Consider the following 15,364-nt stretch of genomic DNA (forward strand, 5'->3'; position numbering starts at 1 on the left):
GTCGGGGGTCCTGGACCCCAGTTCTGGGTGCATCCGGACCCCCTCCGCCCCCTCCTTCTGGGACTGCGGCCGACGACTGTCGCAGAAGTAGCGTGGTCGAGCGCCACAGCCCTGGTGGTGCGCAACCCGACCACGTCTCGCCGCGCGCGAGTCCAAGGAGGCACAGGACTCATGGCGACCCTGTCCGAGATCCTCATCCTGAACGGCGCCCTGCCGATCGAGCACCTCGACTCGATGACGGGCGACGAGGACCTGGACGAGCGCGCCATCCGCGGCCTGGTCGACCAGGGCGTCGTGAGCGAGGCGCAGTTCATCACCGCCCGTGCGGCATCGAACAACTCGCGAACCGTCCCGTTGACCGACTACCCGGTCGACGGCACCGCGGTCTCGATCCTCCCCGCTGCGCTCTGCCGGCGCCACGGCGTCCTCGGCGTCGGGTTCGAGGGCGAGCTGCTCATCCTCGCGATGGTCAACCCGACCAACGTGCTCGCGATCGACGACGCCCGCGCTGCCTCCGGCCGGCCGATCAAGCCGCTCCAGGTCGACGAGCGCGACCTGCTCACCGCGCTCGACCGCTACCTGCGTGCCGACGACGAGCTCAACGACCTGACCTCGTCGCTGGAAGAAGAAGCCTCGGTCAGCTCCTCGGCCCAGGTGGACCTGGCCGACGGTGCCCTCGACGACGTCCCGATCGTCCGCTTCGTGAACCTGCTCGTGTCGCAGGCGATCCAGGACCACGCCTCGGACATCCACATCGAGCCCGGTGAGCACGAGGTCCGGATCCGCTACCGCATCGACGGTGTGCTGCACGAGATGGCCCCGGCGCCGAAGAACATCCAGAACGGCGTCATCAGCCGCCTGAAGATCATGAGCGACATCGACATCGCCGAGCGTCGCAAGCCGCAGGACGGCCGCATGTCGGTCCGCCACGGTGGCCGCCAGATCGACCTCCGCGTGGCGACGCTGCCCACCGTGTGGGGCGAGAAGGTCGTCATGCGGATCCTCGACAACACGAACACGTCGCTGACCCTCAAGGACCTCAACCTCCTCGAGCAGAACTTCCAGGCGTACCAGCGGTCGTACTCGAAGCCGTACGGCATGATCCTGGTCACCGGGCCCACCGGCTCCGGCAAGTCCACGACGCTGTACACGACCCTGAACGCGGTCGCGAAGCCCGAGATCAACGTCATCACGGTCGAGGACCCGGTCGAGTACCGGATGGCCGGCATCAACCAGGTGCAGGTCAACCCGAAGGCCGGGCTGACCTTCGCGTCGGCGCTGCGCTCGATCCTGCGATCCGACCCCGACGTCGTCCTGCTCGGTGAGATCCGCGACCACGAGACCGCCCAGATCGCCATCGAGGCATCCCTCACCGGACACCTCGTGCTCTCCACCCTGCACACGAACGACGCCCCCTCCGCCGTGACCCGACTCACCGAGATGGACATCGAGCCCTTCCTGGTCGGCTCCGCCCTGGACTCCGTCGTGGCCCAGCGTCTGGCGCGACGGCTGTGCGACCGGTGCAAGGCCCCCGCCGTGTACGAAGCCGAACAGCTCCGCACCCTCGGGTTCCTGCGCCCCGGCGACGAGGTCCCGGCGTTCTTCGCGCCCATCGGCTGCGCGGTCTGCTCGAACACCGGGTACCGCGGCCGCATCGCCCTGCACGAGGTCATGACCGTCACTGAAGAGATCGAGCGCCTCGCCGTCTCGCGTGCCTCGAGCGCCGAGATCAGCCGTGTCGCCCAGGCGCAGGGGATGCTGACGCTCCGCCAGGACGGCTTCGAGAAGGTCAAGCTCGGTCTCACGAGCGTCGACGAGATCCTGCGCGTGGTCGCGTAGTCACGAGAGAGCGCAGCAGATGACCGACTCCGTGTACGACATCACGCACCCCGGCGACGAGCCCGTCGCCGGCTGGCACCCGGGCAACCCCGGCACCGAGGTGGGCTCCCGCCGTGCAGCACGCCTGGCTGCCGCCGCAGCGTCGGCCCCTCCGGAGCAGGTCTACGACCTCGGTGACGACGCCGCCGGCTGGCCGGCACCGTCCGGATCGCCCGTCGCCGTGCCGGTCGCGCAGCCGCTCGCCGCTCCGGCGACGCCGCCCGCCGGCGTGCCGTCGTCGATCGCGACCTACGGCTACGCCGAGGCGCCGACGCAGCAGCTCCCCACGGCGCCTGCGGCCCCGGCACCGACCGCCACGATCGGCGGCGACATCGAGTTCTCGCGCCACGCACGCGAGGTCGCGGACCCGGACCTGATCACCGCGCTCGCCCAGGTCGTGTACCAAGGCGCATCCGACCTGCACGTCACCGCCGACGCCCCGCCCACGGTCCGCGTCGACGGCTCGCTCCGTCCCGCAGTCCCCGGAGGCGCGTGGTCGCGCGGCAAGGTCATCGCCGCACTCAAGACGATGCTGTCGGTCGAGCAGGCCGGCCAGTTCGACCAGGAGCAGGAACTCGACTTCGCCTACTCGCTGTCGCCGGAGTACCGCTTCCGCGTGAACTTCTACCAGCAGCGCGGCAACTGGGGCGCGGCCTTCCGCATCATCCCCACCAAGATCAAGACGCTCAAGCAGCTCGGCATCCCCGAGCACGTCGGCGACTTCGCCGGCCTGCCCCGCGGACTCGTCCTGGTCACCGGCCCGACCGGTTCCGGCAAGTCCACGACCCTCGCCGCCCTGATCGACCTGGTGAACGAGAGCCGGGCCGACCACATCGTGACGGTCGAGGACCCGATCGAGTTCATGCACGAGCACAAGAAGGCGATCATCAACCAGCGCGAGGTCGGTGCCGACACGCACTCCTTCGCCGCCGCGCTGAAGCACGTGCTGCGCCAGGACCCCGACGTCATCCTGATCGGCGAGCTCCGCGACCTCGAGACCATCTCGGTCGCGCTCACCGCGGCCGAGACCGGTCACCTGGTGTTCGCCACCCTGCACACGCAGAGTGCCCCCGGCACGATCGACCGTGTCATCGACGTCTTCCCGCCACACCAGCAGGGCCAGATCCGCACGCAGCTCGCCGCGACCCTGCAGGGCGTCGTCTGCCAGACCCTGGTCCCGAAGGCCAACGGTGTCGGCCGGGTCGTCGCCACTGAGATCATGACGATCACCCCCGCCATCGGCAACCTGATCCGCGAGGGCAAGACCTACCAGATCACGTCCGCCATGCAGGCCGGCCGTGACCTGGGCATGCACACCATGGACCAGGACCTCGCCGAACTGGTCAACGTCGGCACGATCTCGCGCAAGGCCGCGATGGACAAGGTGCACGACGAAGAGGGCTTCGACCGGCTGGTGCAGCGCGTCGAGTCCCCGTCCGACTCCTCGGCAGCCGCGATCGCCGCCAGCGGGATCGACTTCGGCGACAAGTTCTCCGGAGGCTACTGATGTCCCTCGCATTCGACTACCGCGGGCGCGACGGTGCCGGCAAGCTCGTCAAGGGGCGCCTCGACGCCTCGTCCGAGGGCGCGGTCGTCCAGCGGCTCCGGGGCATGGGCGTCTCGCCGATCGCGATCACGGAGTCCAAGGCCGGCACCGGCCTGCAGACCGAGATCAAGATCCCCGGGTTCGAGAAGGGCGTCGGTCTCAAGGACCTCGCGATCATGTCGCGCCAGGCCTCGACGATGCTCACCTCGGGACTCTCGCTGCTGCGCGCGCTGTCGATCCTCGCCGACCAGACCGAGAACAAGAAGCTCAAGGACATCCTCGGCAAGGTCCGCGACGACGTCGAACGCGGTGTCTCGTTCTCCGACGCGGTGGCGAAGTTCCCGGTCGAGTTCCCGCCGATCATGATCAACATGATCCGTGCGGGGGAGACCGGCGGGTTCCTCGACCAGGCCATGGACTCCATCGCCACGAACTTCGAGAAGGAGCACAAGCTCCGCTCGACGATCAAGTCGGCGATGACCTACCCGGTCGTGGTGCTGTGCATGTCGCTGGCCGCGGTCGTCATCATGCTCGTGTTCATCGTGCCGATCTTCCAGGGCATGTTCGAGTCGCTCGGCGGGCAGCTGCCGTTGCCGACGCTGATGCTCGTCTACCTGTCCCACGCGATGGTGTACGTCGGGCCGTTCCTCGCGGTCGCCGTGGTGGTCGGGTGGTTCTGGTGGCGCGCGAACAAGAACACCGACCGCGTGCGACGGGTGATCGATCCGCTCCGGATGCGCCTTCCGGTGTTCGGGCAGCTCAACCGCAAGATCGTGATGGCCCGCTTCGCGCGCAACCTGTCGAACATGATCGGGGCGGGTGTCCCCATTCTCGAGGCATTGCAGATCGCCGGACAGGTGTCGAACAACTTCGTCGTCGAGCAGGCGCTGGGGCGCGTTTCCGAAGCGGTTCGAAAAGGGGAATCAATCGCCGCCCCGCTCGAGCGGGAATCAGTGTTCCCGACGATGGTGACGCAGATGATCGCGGTCGGTGAAGACGCCGGTTCGATGGAATTGATGCTCGAGCGGATCGCGGTCTTTTACGACAACGAGGTCGAGGCATCGACCGAAGCGCTGACCTCGCTGATCGAACCGCTGCTCATCGGGTTCCTCGGGGTGGTGGTCGGAGGCATGATCGTCGCGCTCTACCTGCCGATCTTCGAGATATCGTCGCTCGTCAAGTAGCGAACCACCAACACGGGCCACCCTCCGACGGGGGTGGCCCGTGTTGTTCCACCCCCGGTACTGGGGGTATTTCGCACCCCCGATCACCCCCGTTCTCGGGATTCTGCACCGAACCTCGTGTGAATACGCTCGTCACCGGCGGCCGAGCAAGCCGGACACTTTCCCCATCACATTCCCGAAAGAATGGAAACACCATGTACTTCGCTCTCATGGGCAAGCTGAACGCTCGCCGCAAGGGTCTTCTCGAAGAGAACGAGAAGGGCTTCACGCTCATCGAGCTCCTCGTCGTCGTGATCATCATCGGTATCCTCGCTGCGATCGCCATCCCGGTGTACCTGGGCGTGCAGAACAACGCGAAGGACTCCAGCGCAAAGTCGGATGTGTCGAACTTCAAGACCGCTGTGGTGGCGATCCAGTCGTCGACGGGTTCCCTTCCTGCCGCTGGTACGTACAGCGCCTCGGCTGCGCTGACCGATGCTCTGAAGTCCAACGGTGCCAGCCTCAGCGGGAACACGACCTCGATTGTCTACACGACCGGTGGCTCCGCCGCGGCCCCGACCTTCAAGGTGGTCGGTGTCAGCTCCACCACCGGCAAGTTCTGCGCTTCCGACAGCTCGGGTGTCGTCACCGGCGACGCCTGCTGACCCTCCCCGACAACGGGCCGTGACGACCGTCACGGCCCGTTGTCACAGCCATCGATCCGACAGAGAGGCAGAACGTGTTGCTGCGCATCGTCGACCGCCTCCGGGCGGCCCGTGAGTCCGAAGAGGGCTTCTCGATCATCGAGGTGATGGTCGCGATGACCGTCTTCGCGATGATCGCCGCGGGTGTCGCAGCGGGTATCGTCTCCACGCTCTACCTCACGCAGGACAACCGTTCGCGCGAAGCTGCGCTCAACCTGGCGAACCAGGCGCTCGACGCGGCACGCAGCACGAAGGACGTCTTCACGCTCGACGACGACACGACGCTGCAGTCGGTCGGCAACCAGGCGTACACGATCAAGCAGACCACCAACTGGATCAACTCGGACGGCTCCGACAACTCGTGCGGCGCGGGTTCAGGGGTCCTCGCCTACAAGCGCGTGTCGATCACCGTCTCCTGGACGAGTGGGACGTCGCCGCGCCAGAAGAACGTCGTGCTCGACACCCTGATCTCCCCTTCCGCCGCGGTGTCGAGCGCGAGCGCGTCCACGATCGTGGTCGGGGTCCGGACCGCGACGGGCGGACCGAACTCCGGCGTCGCGGTGACGATCACGCCCGTGTCCGGCGGCGCGACCGGTTTGTCGAACCCGCCAGCGGTGACCGACACGAACGGCTGCAGTTACGCGGTCGGGGTCGCACCGGGAACCTACAAGGTGACGATCGCCAAGGCCGGGAACATCGACAAGGACGGAGCGACCGCTCCGTCGTCGTCGGTGGCCACCACCGCCGGTGGCGTCGGCAACGCGACCTTCCTGTACGACCAGGCGATCACCGTCACGGCCGGCGCCCCCCTGAACCTCAAGGACGGCGTCACGGCGAAGCTGCCCACCTCGCTCCCGATGACCTACCGCTACGACGACACGGTGAAGACGTTCACCACCACGTCCACCGTGCTCTTCCCCTACCAGTGGACCGCGATCGCCGGCGCGTACACCTCGACGTGCAAGGACGTCGACCCGACGGCGTGGCCCACGGCGAGCAACCTGACGACGTCACCGAACATCTTCAACGCGGCCGACGGCTCCACCCCGGGCTACAACCCGACGACCGCGCTCACCGCCACCGCGCGAGCTCCCATGGGGGTGTTCGACGTGAAGATGGGCGGCGTGGACACCGTCCTCGTCGCGACCGTCAAGAACACGGCAGCGGTGACCAACGGTGATCCAGGGTGCGCACCGTCGACGACGTACACCTTCACCGGTATGACGCCCTCGGCCGCGACGACGATCGCGCTGCCGTTCGGTACGTGGACGCTGCGCGGGACGACCGTGCTCGGTGGCGTGTTGAGCAGCAACACCCAGACCATCGCCTCGAACCCGAGCGTGTCGAACCTCAAGGTCTCGTCGAGCGGCAACGTCGTGACGCTCGACCCGCGAACGGTGCCGACCTCGTGATCGGCAGGATCCGCCGAGTGCTGGGTCGCGCCCGGACCGACCAGCGGGGCATCACGCTCGTCGAGCTCATCGTGGGCATGAGCCTCTCACTCCTCGTGCTGACGATCGCGGGCTCCTTCCTCGTCGCATCCCAGAAGGCGTCCGTGACGGCGAGCTCGATCAGCCAGAACACCCGAGCTGCCTCGACGGCTATGAACGAGATGGGCCGCATGCTCCGGGCGGCGACTGACAACCCGGTGCCGACCGGCGATGACTCGCAGTTCGCCTTCCAGTACGCGAGCGCGACGTCGATCCGGTTCTTCGCCTACGTGAACCTCGACTCGACGCTCTCCCAGCCGGTCCAGGTCCAGCTGACGCTCGACCCGGTCACGAAGCGGATCACCGAGACGACGTGGAACGGCACCGCGGTGTCCGGGAACTCCTCGTACTTCTCGTTCCCCCTTGCCCTCGGAGCGACGCTGCCGTCGTCTCCGACGTCGAAACGCACGCTGGTGTCCTCAGCAGTGAACAGCGTCGCGTTCTCGTTCACCGACGCGTCGAACAACGTGCTCGGAACGCCGACGTCGCCGGTCGCGGTGACGGACCTGCCGAACATCCGTTCGGTCAGCGTGACACTGACGGTCGGGTCGAGTGCGACGGACCCGAACGCCGTGACCCTGACCAACAGAGCCAGCATGCCGAACATCGTGATGGGAGCCTCCTCGTGATCCGACTCCTCCGCGCGATCCGTTCCCGGGATGACGAGCGTGGTGTCGCTCTCGTCGCCGTCGTGGGGATCGGCATGGTCGTGATGATCCTGGTCGCGACGATGGTCGCGATCGCCACGTCCGGCGCGAGGGTCACCTCGACGGACCGGTCGTGGAACCGGGCGATCGCGGCGGCGTACGCCGGCGTCGCCGACTACCAGTCGCGGCTCAACGCCGACAACACGTACGGCAACTACGGGCAGTCGAGCGCGCCGTTCAGCGCCGCATCGAGCAGTACCTTCAGCAAGGGCACCGGCGGCAACGCGGCGTTCAACTACCAGTCCGGTCAGCAGTGGGTGTCCGTTCCCACCGGCGACGGCTCCGCCGGCGACTCGTCGTTCCGGTACGCCGTCGACAACAGCAAGCTCTCGTCGCAGGGTGTGATCCGGGTGCAGTCGACCGGGCGCTCCGGCACCACGACCAGGACCGTCGTTGCCAACGTGCGGCCGGACGGGTTCTCGAACTACCTCTACTTCACCAACTTCGAGTCCGGCGACCCGACCGTCACGAACGAGAAGGGCGTCGGGACGCTGCCGTGCACCTCGGTGTACCGACCGGTCGCGACGTCGGCGACCTGCGACCAGATCCAGTTCGGCGGCGGCGACGTGCTCGAGGGGCCGGTGCGGTCGAACGACCAGCTCAAGGTGTGCGGCGCGCAGTTCAAGAGCACGGTCCAGAGCGTCTACGGCGTGAGCAGCAGTGGGTGCACGCTCGGGCGGTACGCCTCGAACCCGACGACGTCCTCGACGTTGACCCCGCCGGCCACGATCGGTGACCTGCGCGACTACACGCGATCCGATCTGCCCTCGACCACCAGCACCGTCGAGGGAGCCGGCTGCGTCTACACCGGTCCGACGAAGATCACGTTCAACGGCGACGGCACGATGACGGTGCGCTCGCCGATGACCATCGCGACGCAGGTCACCGGAGCGACCGCGACACCCGGGGCGCAGATCACCGGCGTGAACAGTGACACGTCGGCAGCCGCGGCCAAGTGCGGCGCTCCCACCGACCTCCGGAGCACCAGCGGTGCTCGCGTCACGATCCCGAAGAACAACCTGATCTTCGTGCAGAACGAGCCGAGCGCACGTGCGGCCGGGACGACGCCGGACCCGAACTACTGGAAGGGCAACGCCACCCTCAAGAACGTCGCGACGGCCTGCGACGCGACCTCGGCCGCGAGCACCGCGACCACCCTGAAGCCGAACGGTGTCGGTTTCCCCCTCGTCGGTTCCTCGGCGAGCAACTCCGAGACGGACCCCACCGCTGGCGGTGGCACCTCGGTGACGGCGCCGTACGGCTGCGATCGCGGCGATGCGTTCGTGCAGGGAACGGTCGACAAGGCGGTGACCATCGCCGCCGAGAACTACCTCTACGTCACCGGCGACATCCGTTACCCGACGACCCGGTCCGCGTCCACGGTCCTCGGGCTGATCGGTCAGCGTGCGGTCTGGGTGTGGAACCCGATCAACACGAACAACGCTGCGATCCTGTCGAACGATCGCGAGATCGACGCAGCGATCCTGTCGAACACCGGCACGTTCGTCGTGCAGAACTGGACGCGGGGTTCGTCGAACGGCCGGGGGACCCTCACGGTCAGCGGATCGATCGCGCAGAACTTCCGCGGTGCGGTCGGTCTGGCGAGCGGGCAGGGCTACACGAAGGCGTACACGTTCGACTCGAGCCTGGCGACCTACACGCCGCCGAAGTTCCCGCAGCCGACCGTGACGACGTACCGCGTCGCCACCCAGGTCGAGTCGAAGACGGCGTACGACTCGAACGGAGCGCCGATCTCGTGATCAGCGCAATCCCGGCCCTCGCGGCGTTCGTCGCTGCGTTCGGAGCGGTCTTCGGGCTCGCCGTCGGTTCGTTCCTCAACGTCGTCGTCCACCGGGTCCCGGCCGGCATGTCCGTCGTCGCGCCCGCGTCCGCGTGCCCGAAGTGCGGGCGCGCGATCCGGGGGTTCGACAACGTTCCACTGGTGTCCTGGCTGGTGCTCCGTGGCCGGTGCCGTGACTGCGCCGAACCCATCTCGGTCCGCTACCCGGTCGTCGAGGCGTCGACGGCGGTGCTGTTCGTCGCGGTGATCGTCCGGTTCCTGCCGCAGGCCGGTGCGCCCGGTGCGGTCATCGCAGGCCAGACGGTCCTGCTCGTCGCCCTGCTCTTCGTCATGGCGGTGAGCGTCGCGCTGGCGCTCATCGACATCGACACGCACACGTTGCCGAACCGGATCGTCCTGCCGATGTACCCGGTGCTGGTCGCGCTGCTCGCCGCTTCGAGCGTCCTGACCGGCGATTGGGCTGCGATGCTCCGCGGGCTGCTCGGTCTCGTGATCCTCGGTGGCGTGTACCTGGTCCTCGCGATCGCGGCACCACGGGGAATGGGGTTCGGGGACGTGAAGCTCGCCGGAGCCCTGGGACTCCTGCTCGCGTACCTCGGATGGGGACCCCTCACTGTGGGTGCTTTCGGAGCGTTCCTCCTCGGCGGTACCTTCGGGATCGTCCTCCTCCTGACCAAGCGTGCGGGTCGCTCGACGGGGATCCCGTTCGGCCCGTGGATGCTCCTCGGCGCGTGGGTGGGCGCGTTCTTCGGGGTCCCGGTCTGGAACGCCTACCTCCAACTCCTCGGCCTCGCCTGACGAACCGGGCTGACACCTACTGAGCCCGGCTCGACCGGAAGGAACACGACATGACGAAGAACATCGTCGGCATCGACATCGGTGCCGAGACGATCCGCGCGGTGGAGGTCGCCGACGCCGAGAAGGCGAACCCGACGATCGTCCGTGTCGCCGAGGTGCCGGTCCCGAAGGACGCGACGAAGCAGGGCGAGGTCCTCGAAGCGAACACGGTCGCGGCGGCACTCCGTGAGCTCTGGTCGATCGGCCGCTTCCGGACCAAGGACGTCGTCCTGGGCATGGGGAACCAGCGCGTCCTCTCACGTGACCTCACCGTGCCCAAGGCGCCGCTCGCGCAGATCCGCGAGTCGCTCCCCTTCCAGGTCCAGGACATGCTCCCCGTCCCGGTCGTCGACGCGATCCTCGACTTCTACCCGGTGTCCGAGGGGGTCGGTGAGTCCGGACCGGTCGTGCACGGCTTGCTCGTCGCTGCGATCAAGGACGCGGTCCTCGCGAACGTCCGCGCTGCGGAGCTGGCCGGGCTGCGCCCGGTGGGTGTCGACCTGATCCCGTTCGCCCTTTCACGGGTCTTGGCACCCCGGGTCGCCGGCGCCGGGACGGTCGCGATCGTCGACTGTGGCGGCAACACGACGTCGGTCGTGATCGCCAACGACGGGGTCCCCACCTTCGTGCGCATCATCCCGACGGGCGGCGACCACGTGACCAAGACGATGGCCACCCGGCTCGAGGTCTCCCTCGCCGAAGCCGAGGCGATCAAGCGGCACTTCGGTCTGGTCGGACGAGCGCAGACGCCGGACGACGCCCGCGCCGTGGCCGTCACGCGTGAGACGGTCGGCGAACTGCTCACCAGTGTCCGGAACACGGTGACCTACTACGCGAACACCCGACCTGCCGATGTCGTGCGGGGCATCGTGCTCGTCGGTGGCGGTGCGGCTCTCCCCGGCTTCCGGGAGAGCCTCGGCGACGTCTCCGGCCTGCCGGTCGCCGTCGGGGACCCGTTCGTGTCCGCGCGGACCGCGCGGGGCATCACGCCGGAACTCCTCCGTGAGCGGTCGGCTTCCATCTCGGTCGCCTGGAGCCTGGCGGTCGGAGGTCGAGCAGCATGACCAGGATGATCGACACCCGCTCGACCGACCGACGTCGACCATCCCGGGCGACTCCCGGCCGCAGTGCAGACGCCACCCCCCGCACGCCGAGAGCCGGCGCGAAGACTCGCGTCCTGGTGGTCGGAGGACCGCCGCGTGTGGACCTGCTTCCCACCGAGGTCCACGTCAGCCGGCGGCAGCGCGCCACGGTCCGGCGTGCGTGGGCGGGCGTGCTGGTCGTCGCGGTCGCGGTCGGACTGGCGACGGGCTGGGCGATGACGGATCGCATGTCTGCCGAACAGGACTTGGCTGCGGCCCAGAGCGAGACGGCGACGCTCGCCAAGCAACAGGGGCAGTACCGCGACGTGCGTGTGGCCGAATCCGAGAGCGCGTTGCTGCAGAGCGCGCAGACGGTCGGCGGGTCGACGGAGATCGACTGGGCGACGACGCTCGCGTCGGTGCGGTCGAGACTGCCGGCCGGGGTGCAGATCACCGGACTGACGATCGACTCCGCCGGGGCCGAGGAAGCGTACGCGCAGTCGGATGACCCGCTGCAGGGGCAACGCATCGCGACGCTCACCTTCGACGCCACGAGCGACGCCCTGCCCTCGATCCCGGACTGGCTCACCGCCGTCGGCGGGGTCACCGGGTTCGTCGATGCGAACGCCAACTCGGTCGCACGGTCGCAGGACGGCGGCGGGTACGCGGTCAACATGACCATCCACCTCGACGAGAAGGCGTTCGACGGTCGGTACGCCGTCGACAACGCGAAGAAGGACTGATCATGTCTCGAAACCGCCTGAGCCTCTTGCTCGCAGTCCTCGCGATGGCGGTCGTCGCCGTCGGCGGGTTCTTCCTCGCGGTCCAGCCGCAGCTCGCACAGACGGCCGCGGCACACACCCAGACTGCGTCCGTCGAGCAGACGAACGACACCAGCCGGAGCGAGCTCGCACGCCTGCGCGAGCAGGCGGCGGACCTGCCAGCCATGAAGCGCGAGCTGTCGACCCGCGCGACCTCGGTACCGGACAGCGCTCGGCTGTCGGCGTTCATCGACGAGCTCAACGCGACCGCCGCGGCTGCCGGGATGCAGGTCTCCTCGTTCACGGCGAGCGACGCGACGGCGTACTCGCCAGCGGTCGCGGCGGAGCCCGCGGCTGCGGGACAGGGCGGTGCGACGCCCTCGGCATCGCCGTCCGCGACGGCCGGAGCGGCGCCGTCCGCCCCACAGGCACCGAGCCTCGTCACGGATGCGGCGGTCACCGGCCAGAACTTCTCGGTGATCCCCGTGACCGTTGCGGTCGACGGCTCGTTCGACCAGGCGCTGCAGTTCGTCAAGGGGGTTCAGAGCGGCGATCGACTGTTCCTCATCACGACCGTCTCGTCAGCAGAGAGGAGCGGGGATGACGGAGCTGCCAGCAGCAGCAGTTCATGGACCTTCGGCGGATCGATCTACGTGCTCGACCGGTCCCCTGACGCGGCTGCCGACACCGCAGCCGCGGCCTCGACCAAGGGCTGATCCGACCCCTCCCACTGGGGTGTGACGCGCCACGCCGACCCCTCTTCCGCGACACCCGTCGGTGTGCGTACGATGCTCACGACGCCGTGATCGCGGCTGTTCATCCCCCTCTCGAACGGTCGGCTCGAACCGGCCGTTCCCGTCGTGCCCGGAGTCGCGCGTGTTGGTCGGAATCGTGGAATTCCTGGGTTGGTTCGGCGCTGTAACCGTGCTGGCTGGTTACATTCTCTTCTCCACGGGGAAGCTCCCGAACGGGCCGGTCTACCAGCTCTTCAACCTCGTCGGCGGGCTGGCGGTCGCCGTCAACGTGGCCGCGCACCACGCGGTGCCGTCGACCATCGTCAACGGCATCTGGGCGATCGTGGCGGTGGTCGTCCTGGTGAAGATGGGACGCGCCCGTCGCGCGGCGAAGCGCGGCGAGCCGGCGGCCTCCGAGGCGACCGTCCTGCACGCCGAACCGGCGTCCACCACCGGCGTCCTGCCGATCATCGGCCCGGCCCTGCGGGACCACGAGCCGGAGGAGCCCTCCGAGGCGGACGCAACCCCGGGCCTCCAGGCAGAGCCCACCACCAACACGACGCAGGCCGCACCGACCACCAGCACGACGCAGGTCGCTCCGATGACCGAGACCGTCCCGATCATCACCGCGACGATCGCACTCGCCCTGGTCGCCGCAGCGCAGGGGCACGTGGAGCGCGCGGACAGCGCGGACAGCGCAGGCGCCACCGAAGGCGCCGACCACGCGGAGCGGACCGAAGCCACCCGCTGACCGTCCCGTCGGCGATACGATCACCTCATGTCCCGGTGGTTGATCGCGACGATGACGTCCGTCCTCTTCATCGCGCTCGTCGTCGCCGTCGCGGGGTTCGAAGCGCTCCTCGCCGACGTCGAGGCGATCGCGCAGCCGGACGCGACCCCGTACCTCGGCCCGGCCATGGTGATCGGCCCCGCCGTGGTGGTGTTCCTCGCGACCGCGGTCGGCGCGCGAGAGGGCAACCCCGGTGTCACCGGCCTGGTCGCCGCCGCGACCGCCTACCTGGTGATGCTCGGCGTCGGCGCCGTCGGGTACGCGGCGATCCGCCGCGACCTGACCGAGCTCCTCGTCTTCCCGGCCGGCTACGCACTCGGGCCGTTCGTGGTCGGGTCCGTCGTGGTCGCGCTCCTGTCGGTGATCGGCGGGATCTCCGTGGCCCGGCACCAGGCCCGGACGACGGACCGGACGCCCGCTGCCGGGCAGCGGCAGGAGACCACCGCCGCGGGGGACGACACCGTCGGGCGGTAGTCTTCCCGGGCACGACGCACACGCAACGGGGGAACGATGAGCGACCAGCACACGCCGGATCCGGACCAGCAGGACGGCTGGGGAGCCGTGCCGTCGGTGGCGTCGATCCGTGGGACGCAAGGAACGCCAGCGACCGCGCAGAACGCGCAGGCCGGGACGACCGCGCACGGCGCGCAGTACACCCCGACCGTGTCGCGCGCTCCGCGCCGGAAGCTCCGCCGAGGCCAGCTCATCGGGATCATCGCCGGCGGCACCGCCGTCGTGCTGCTGCTCGTCGCCGGTGTCGTCGGGTACTCCGTCGGCTCCGCCACCCACTCGGCCGACCGACCGGTGCGGGCGTTCCTCGACGACCTGACCGCGGGCAAGGTCGCCGATGCCCTCGACGCAGCGGGCATCGACCGGACGAAGGCCGACGTGCTCCTCACCGACGCCGCGTACGCGAAGGCGACCGCGAAGGTCACCGGCTACCGGGTGGCCGCGACGCGCACGGACGGCGACACCGCCACCGTCCGCGCGTACCTGCGCCAGGCCGGCCGTGACGTCGCGGCGACCTTCACGCTCGACAAGACCGGCACCGACTGGGGCGTGTTCCCGGTCTGGGAGCTGCAGGCGCCGGAGCTCGGCAGCGTCGACGTCAGCGTCCGGGGTCCGTCCGGCGCCTCGGTGCAGGTCGCGGGCACGTCGACGAAGACCCCGAAGGACGGCACGGTCGGTCTCCGCGCCCTTCCCGGCACCTACGCGGTCACGTACGACGGCGGCAAGTGGACGAAGGCCACGGGTGGCAGCGCCGTCGTGGGCGGGTTCGGTGGCAGCGCCTCGACGCCCGTGCAGATGACCGCGACGCTCACGGACGCGGGGGAGCAGGCGGCGAAGCGAGCCGTGGACGCCTGGGTGGACGGCTGCATCGCCTCGAACGACGCCGCGCCGGCCGGGTGCAGCTTCTACGCGTACGGCGAGAACCCCGCGTACACCTACACGAACGAGAAGTGGACGCTCGAGTCGCGGCCCACCGTCGCCGTCGGCAGCTGGACCACGAACGGCTGGCTCGTCTCCACCACCACCTTCGGCCGTGCCACCTTCACGGCGGACATCGCCGGCGCGGGCGGTACCGGGACGGCTACGGCCGGACCGCTCAACGTCAACGCGAGCGGGTACATCACGGGGTTCTCGAGCTCGGGTGCGACGTTCCGGTCGGCGGTCGGCAACGGGTCCTCGGACACCGGCTCATGACGGTGTCCGGCGTGGTGCCGGCCCGGATTGATTTCGTCCCGTTACGCGGGTAGTCTCTTCTGGGTGTGCGCCCTCGGGCGCGCCCGAAAAGTCCGGCGAGCGAGATCGCCCAGTCGGACCACTCCGTCCCCCCGCAGGTTCCTCCGCCGTCAGGCGGTCATCAGCGT

Annotated in this window: 14 protein-coding genes; all 14 read left to right on the forward strand. The window is 69.0% G+C overall.

The features are described from left to right. The first annotated feature begins 171 nt into the window (after positions 1 to 171). The 14 genes from EDF42_RS02910 to EDF42_RS02975 all read left to right on the forward strand — a co-directional run bounded on the left by EDF42_RS02910 (position 172) and on the right by EDF42_RS02975 (position 15,197). Positions 172 to 1,839: a GspE/PulE family protein gene (locus EDF42_RS02910; RefSeq protein ID WP_111083486.1), complete on the forward strand. Its 1,668-nt coding sequence runs from the start codon at positions 172 to 174 to the stop codon at positions 1,837 to 1,839. A gap of 19 nt (positions 1,840 to 1,858) precedes the next feature. Continuing rightward, entirely contained in the window at positions 1,859 to 3,385 is a 1,527-nt protein-coding gene (locus tag EDF42_RS02915; protein ID WP_123671418.1) for a type IV pilus twitching motility protein PilT, read from the forward strand. Beyond that, positions 3,385 to 4,608 carry a type II secretion system F family protein gene (locus tag EDF42_RS02920; protein WP_123671419.1) on the forward strand — a complete coding sequence of 408 codons (1,224 nt, stop codon included), beginning with the start codon at positions 3,385 to 3,387 and terminating at the stop codon, positions 4,606 to 4,608. Before EDF42_RS02915 ends, EDF42_RS02920 begins: the two co-directional genes overlap by 1 nt. A gap of 194 nt (positions 4,609 to 4,802) precedes the next feature. Next, complete coding sequence (locus EDF42_RS19330) at positions 4,803 to 5,252, forward strand: type II secretion system protein (protein WP_301952675.1); 450 nt, start codon at positions 4,803 to 4,805, stop codon at positions 5,250 to 5,252. A 74-nt stretch (positions 5,253 to 5,326) separates the two neighbouring features. Beyond that, positions 5,327 to 6,703 (forward strand): prepilin-type N-terminal cleavage/methylation domain-containing protein, encoded by a 1,377-nt coding sequence (locus EDF42_RS02930; protein ID WP_185040731.1) that lies wholly within the window; start codon positions 5,327 to 5,329, stop codon positions 6,701 to 6,703. Next, complete coding sequence (locus EDF42_RS02935; RefSeq protein ID WP_185002961.1) at positions 6,700 to 7,410, forward strand: type II secretion system protein J; 711 nt, start codon at positions 6,700 to 6,702, stop codon at positions 7,408 to 7,410. The genes EDF42_RS02930 and EDF42_RS02935 overlap by 4 nt, the downstream gene beginning before the upstream one ends. Continuing rightward, the gene (locus EDF42_RS02940) at positions 7,407 to 9,248 is read left to right on the forward strand and encodes a hypothetical protein (protein ID WP_123339463.1); all 1,842 of its coding nucleotides are present in this window, start codon (positions 7,407 to 7,409) and stop codon (positions 9,246 to 9,248) included. Before EDF42_RS02935 ends, EDF42_RS02940 begins: the two co-directional genes overlap by 4 nt. Beyond that, positions 9,245 to 10,087: an A24 family peptidase gene (locus EDF42_RS02945; RefSeq protein WP_260212652.1), complete on the forward strand. Its 843-nt coding sequence runs from the start codon at positions 9,245 to 9,247 to the stop codon at positions 10,085 to 10,087. Before EDF42_RS02940 ends, EDF42_RS02945 begins: the two co-directional genes overlap by 4 nt. 50 nt (positions 10,088 to 10,137) lie before the next feature. Further along, a complete protein-coding gene (pilM, locus tag EDF42_RS02950; RefSeq protein WP_123339464.1) occupies positions 10,138 to 11,190 on the forward strand; it encodes a type IV pilus assembly protein PilM in 1,053 nt (350 codons plus the stop codon). Between the two features lie 137 nt (positions 11,191 to 11,327). Beyond that, entirely contained in the window at positions 11,328 to 11,951 is a 624-nt protein-coding gene (locus EDF42_RS02955; protein WP_123339465.1) for a hypothetical protein, read from the forward strand. 2 nt (positions 11,952 to 11,953) lie between these two features. Beyond that, positions 11,954 to 12,685, forward strand: coding sequence for a hypothetical protein (locus EDF42_RS02960; RefSeq protein ID WP_123671422.1), 732 nt, complete (start codon positions 11,954 to 11,956; stop codon positions 12,683 to 12,685). Between the two features lie 175 nt (positions 12,686 to 12,860). Further along, on the forward strand, positions 12,861 to 13,454 hold the full coding sequence (locus EDF42_RS18810; protein ID WP_185040736.1) for a hypothetical protein: 594 nt from the start codon (positions 12,861 to 12,863) through the stop codon (positions 13,452 to 13,454). A 27-nt stretch (positions 13,455 to 13,481) separates the two neighbouring features. Next, complete coding sequence (locus tag EDF42_RS02970; RefSeq protein WP_123671423.1) at positions 13,482 to 13,967, forward strand: DUF6121 family protein; 486 nt, start codon at positions 13,482 to 13,484, stop codon at positions 13,965 to 13,967. A 36-nt stretch (positions 13,968 to 14,003) separates the two neighbouring features. Further along, the gene (locus EDF42_RS02975; protein WP_123671424.1) at positions 14,004 to 15,197 is read left to right on the forward strand and encodes a hypothetical protein; all 1,194 of its coding nucleotides are present in this window, start codon (positions 14,004 to 14,006) and stop codon (positions 15,195 to 15,197) included. The last annotated feature ends 167 nt before the right edge of the window (positions 15,198 to 15,364 follow it).

The sequence above is a fragment of the Curtobacterium sp. PhB172 genome, from assembly GCF_003752545.1.
Classification (GTDB): Bacteria; Actinomycetota; Actinomycetes; order Actinomycetales; family Microbacteriaceae; genus Curtobacterium.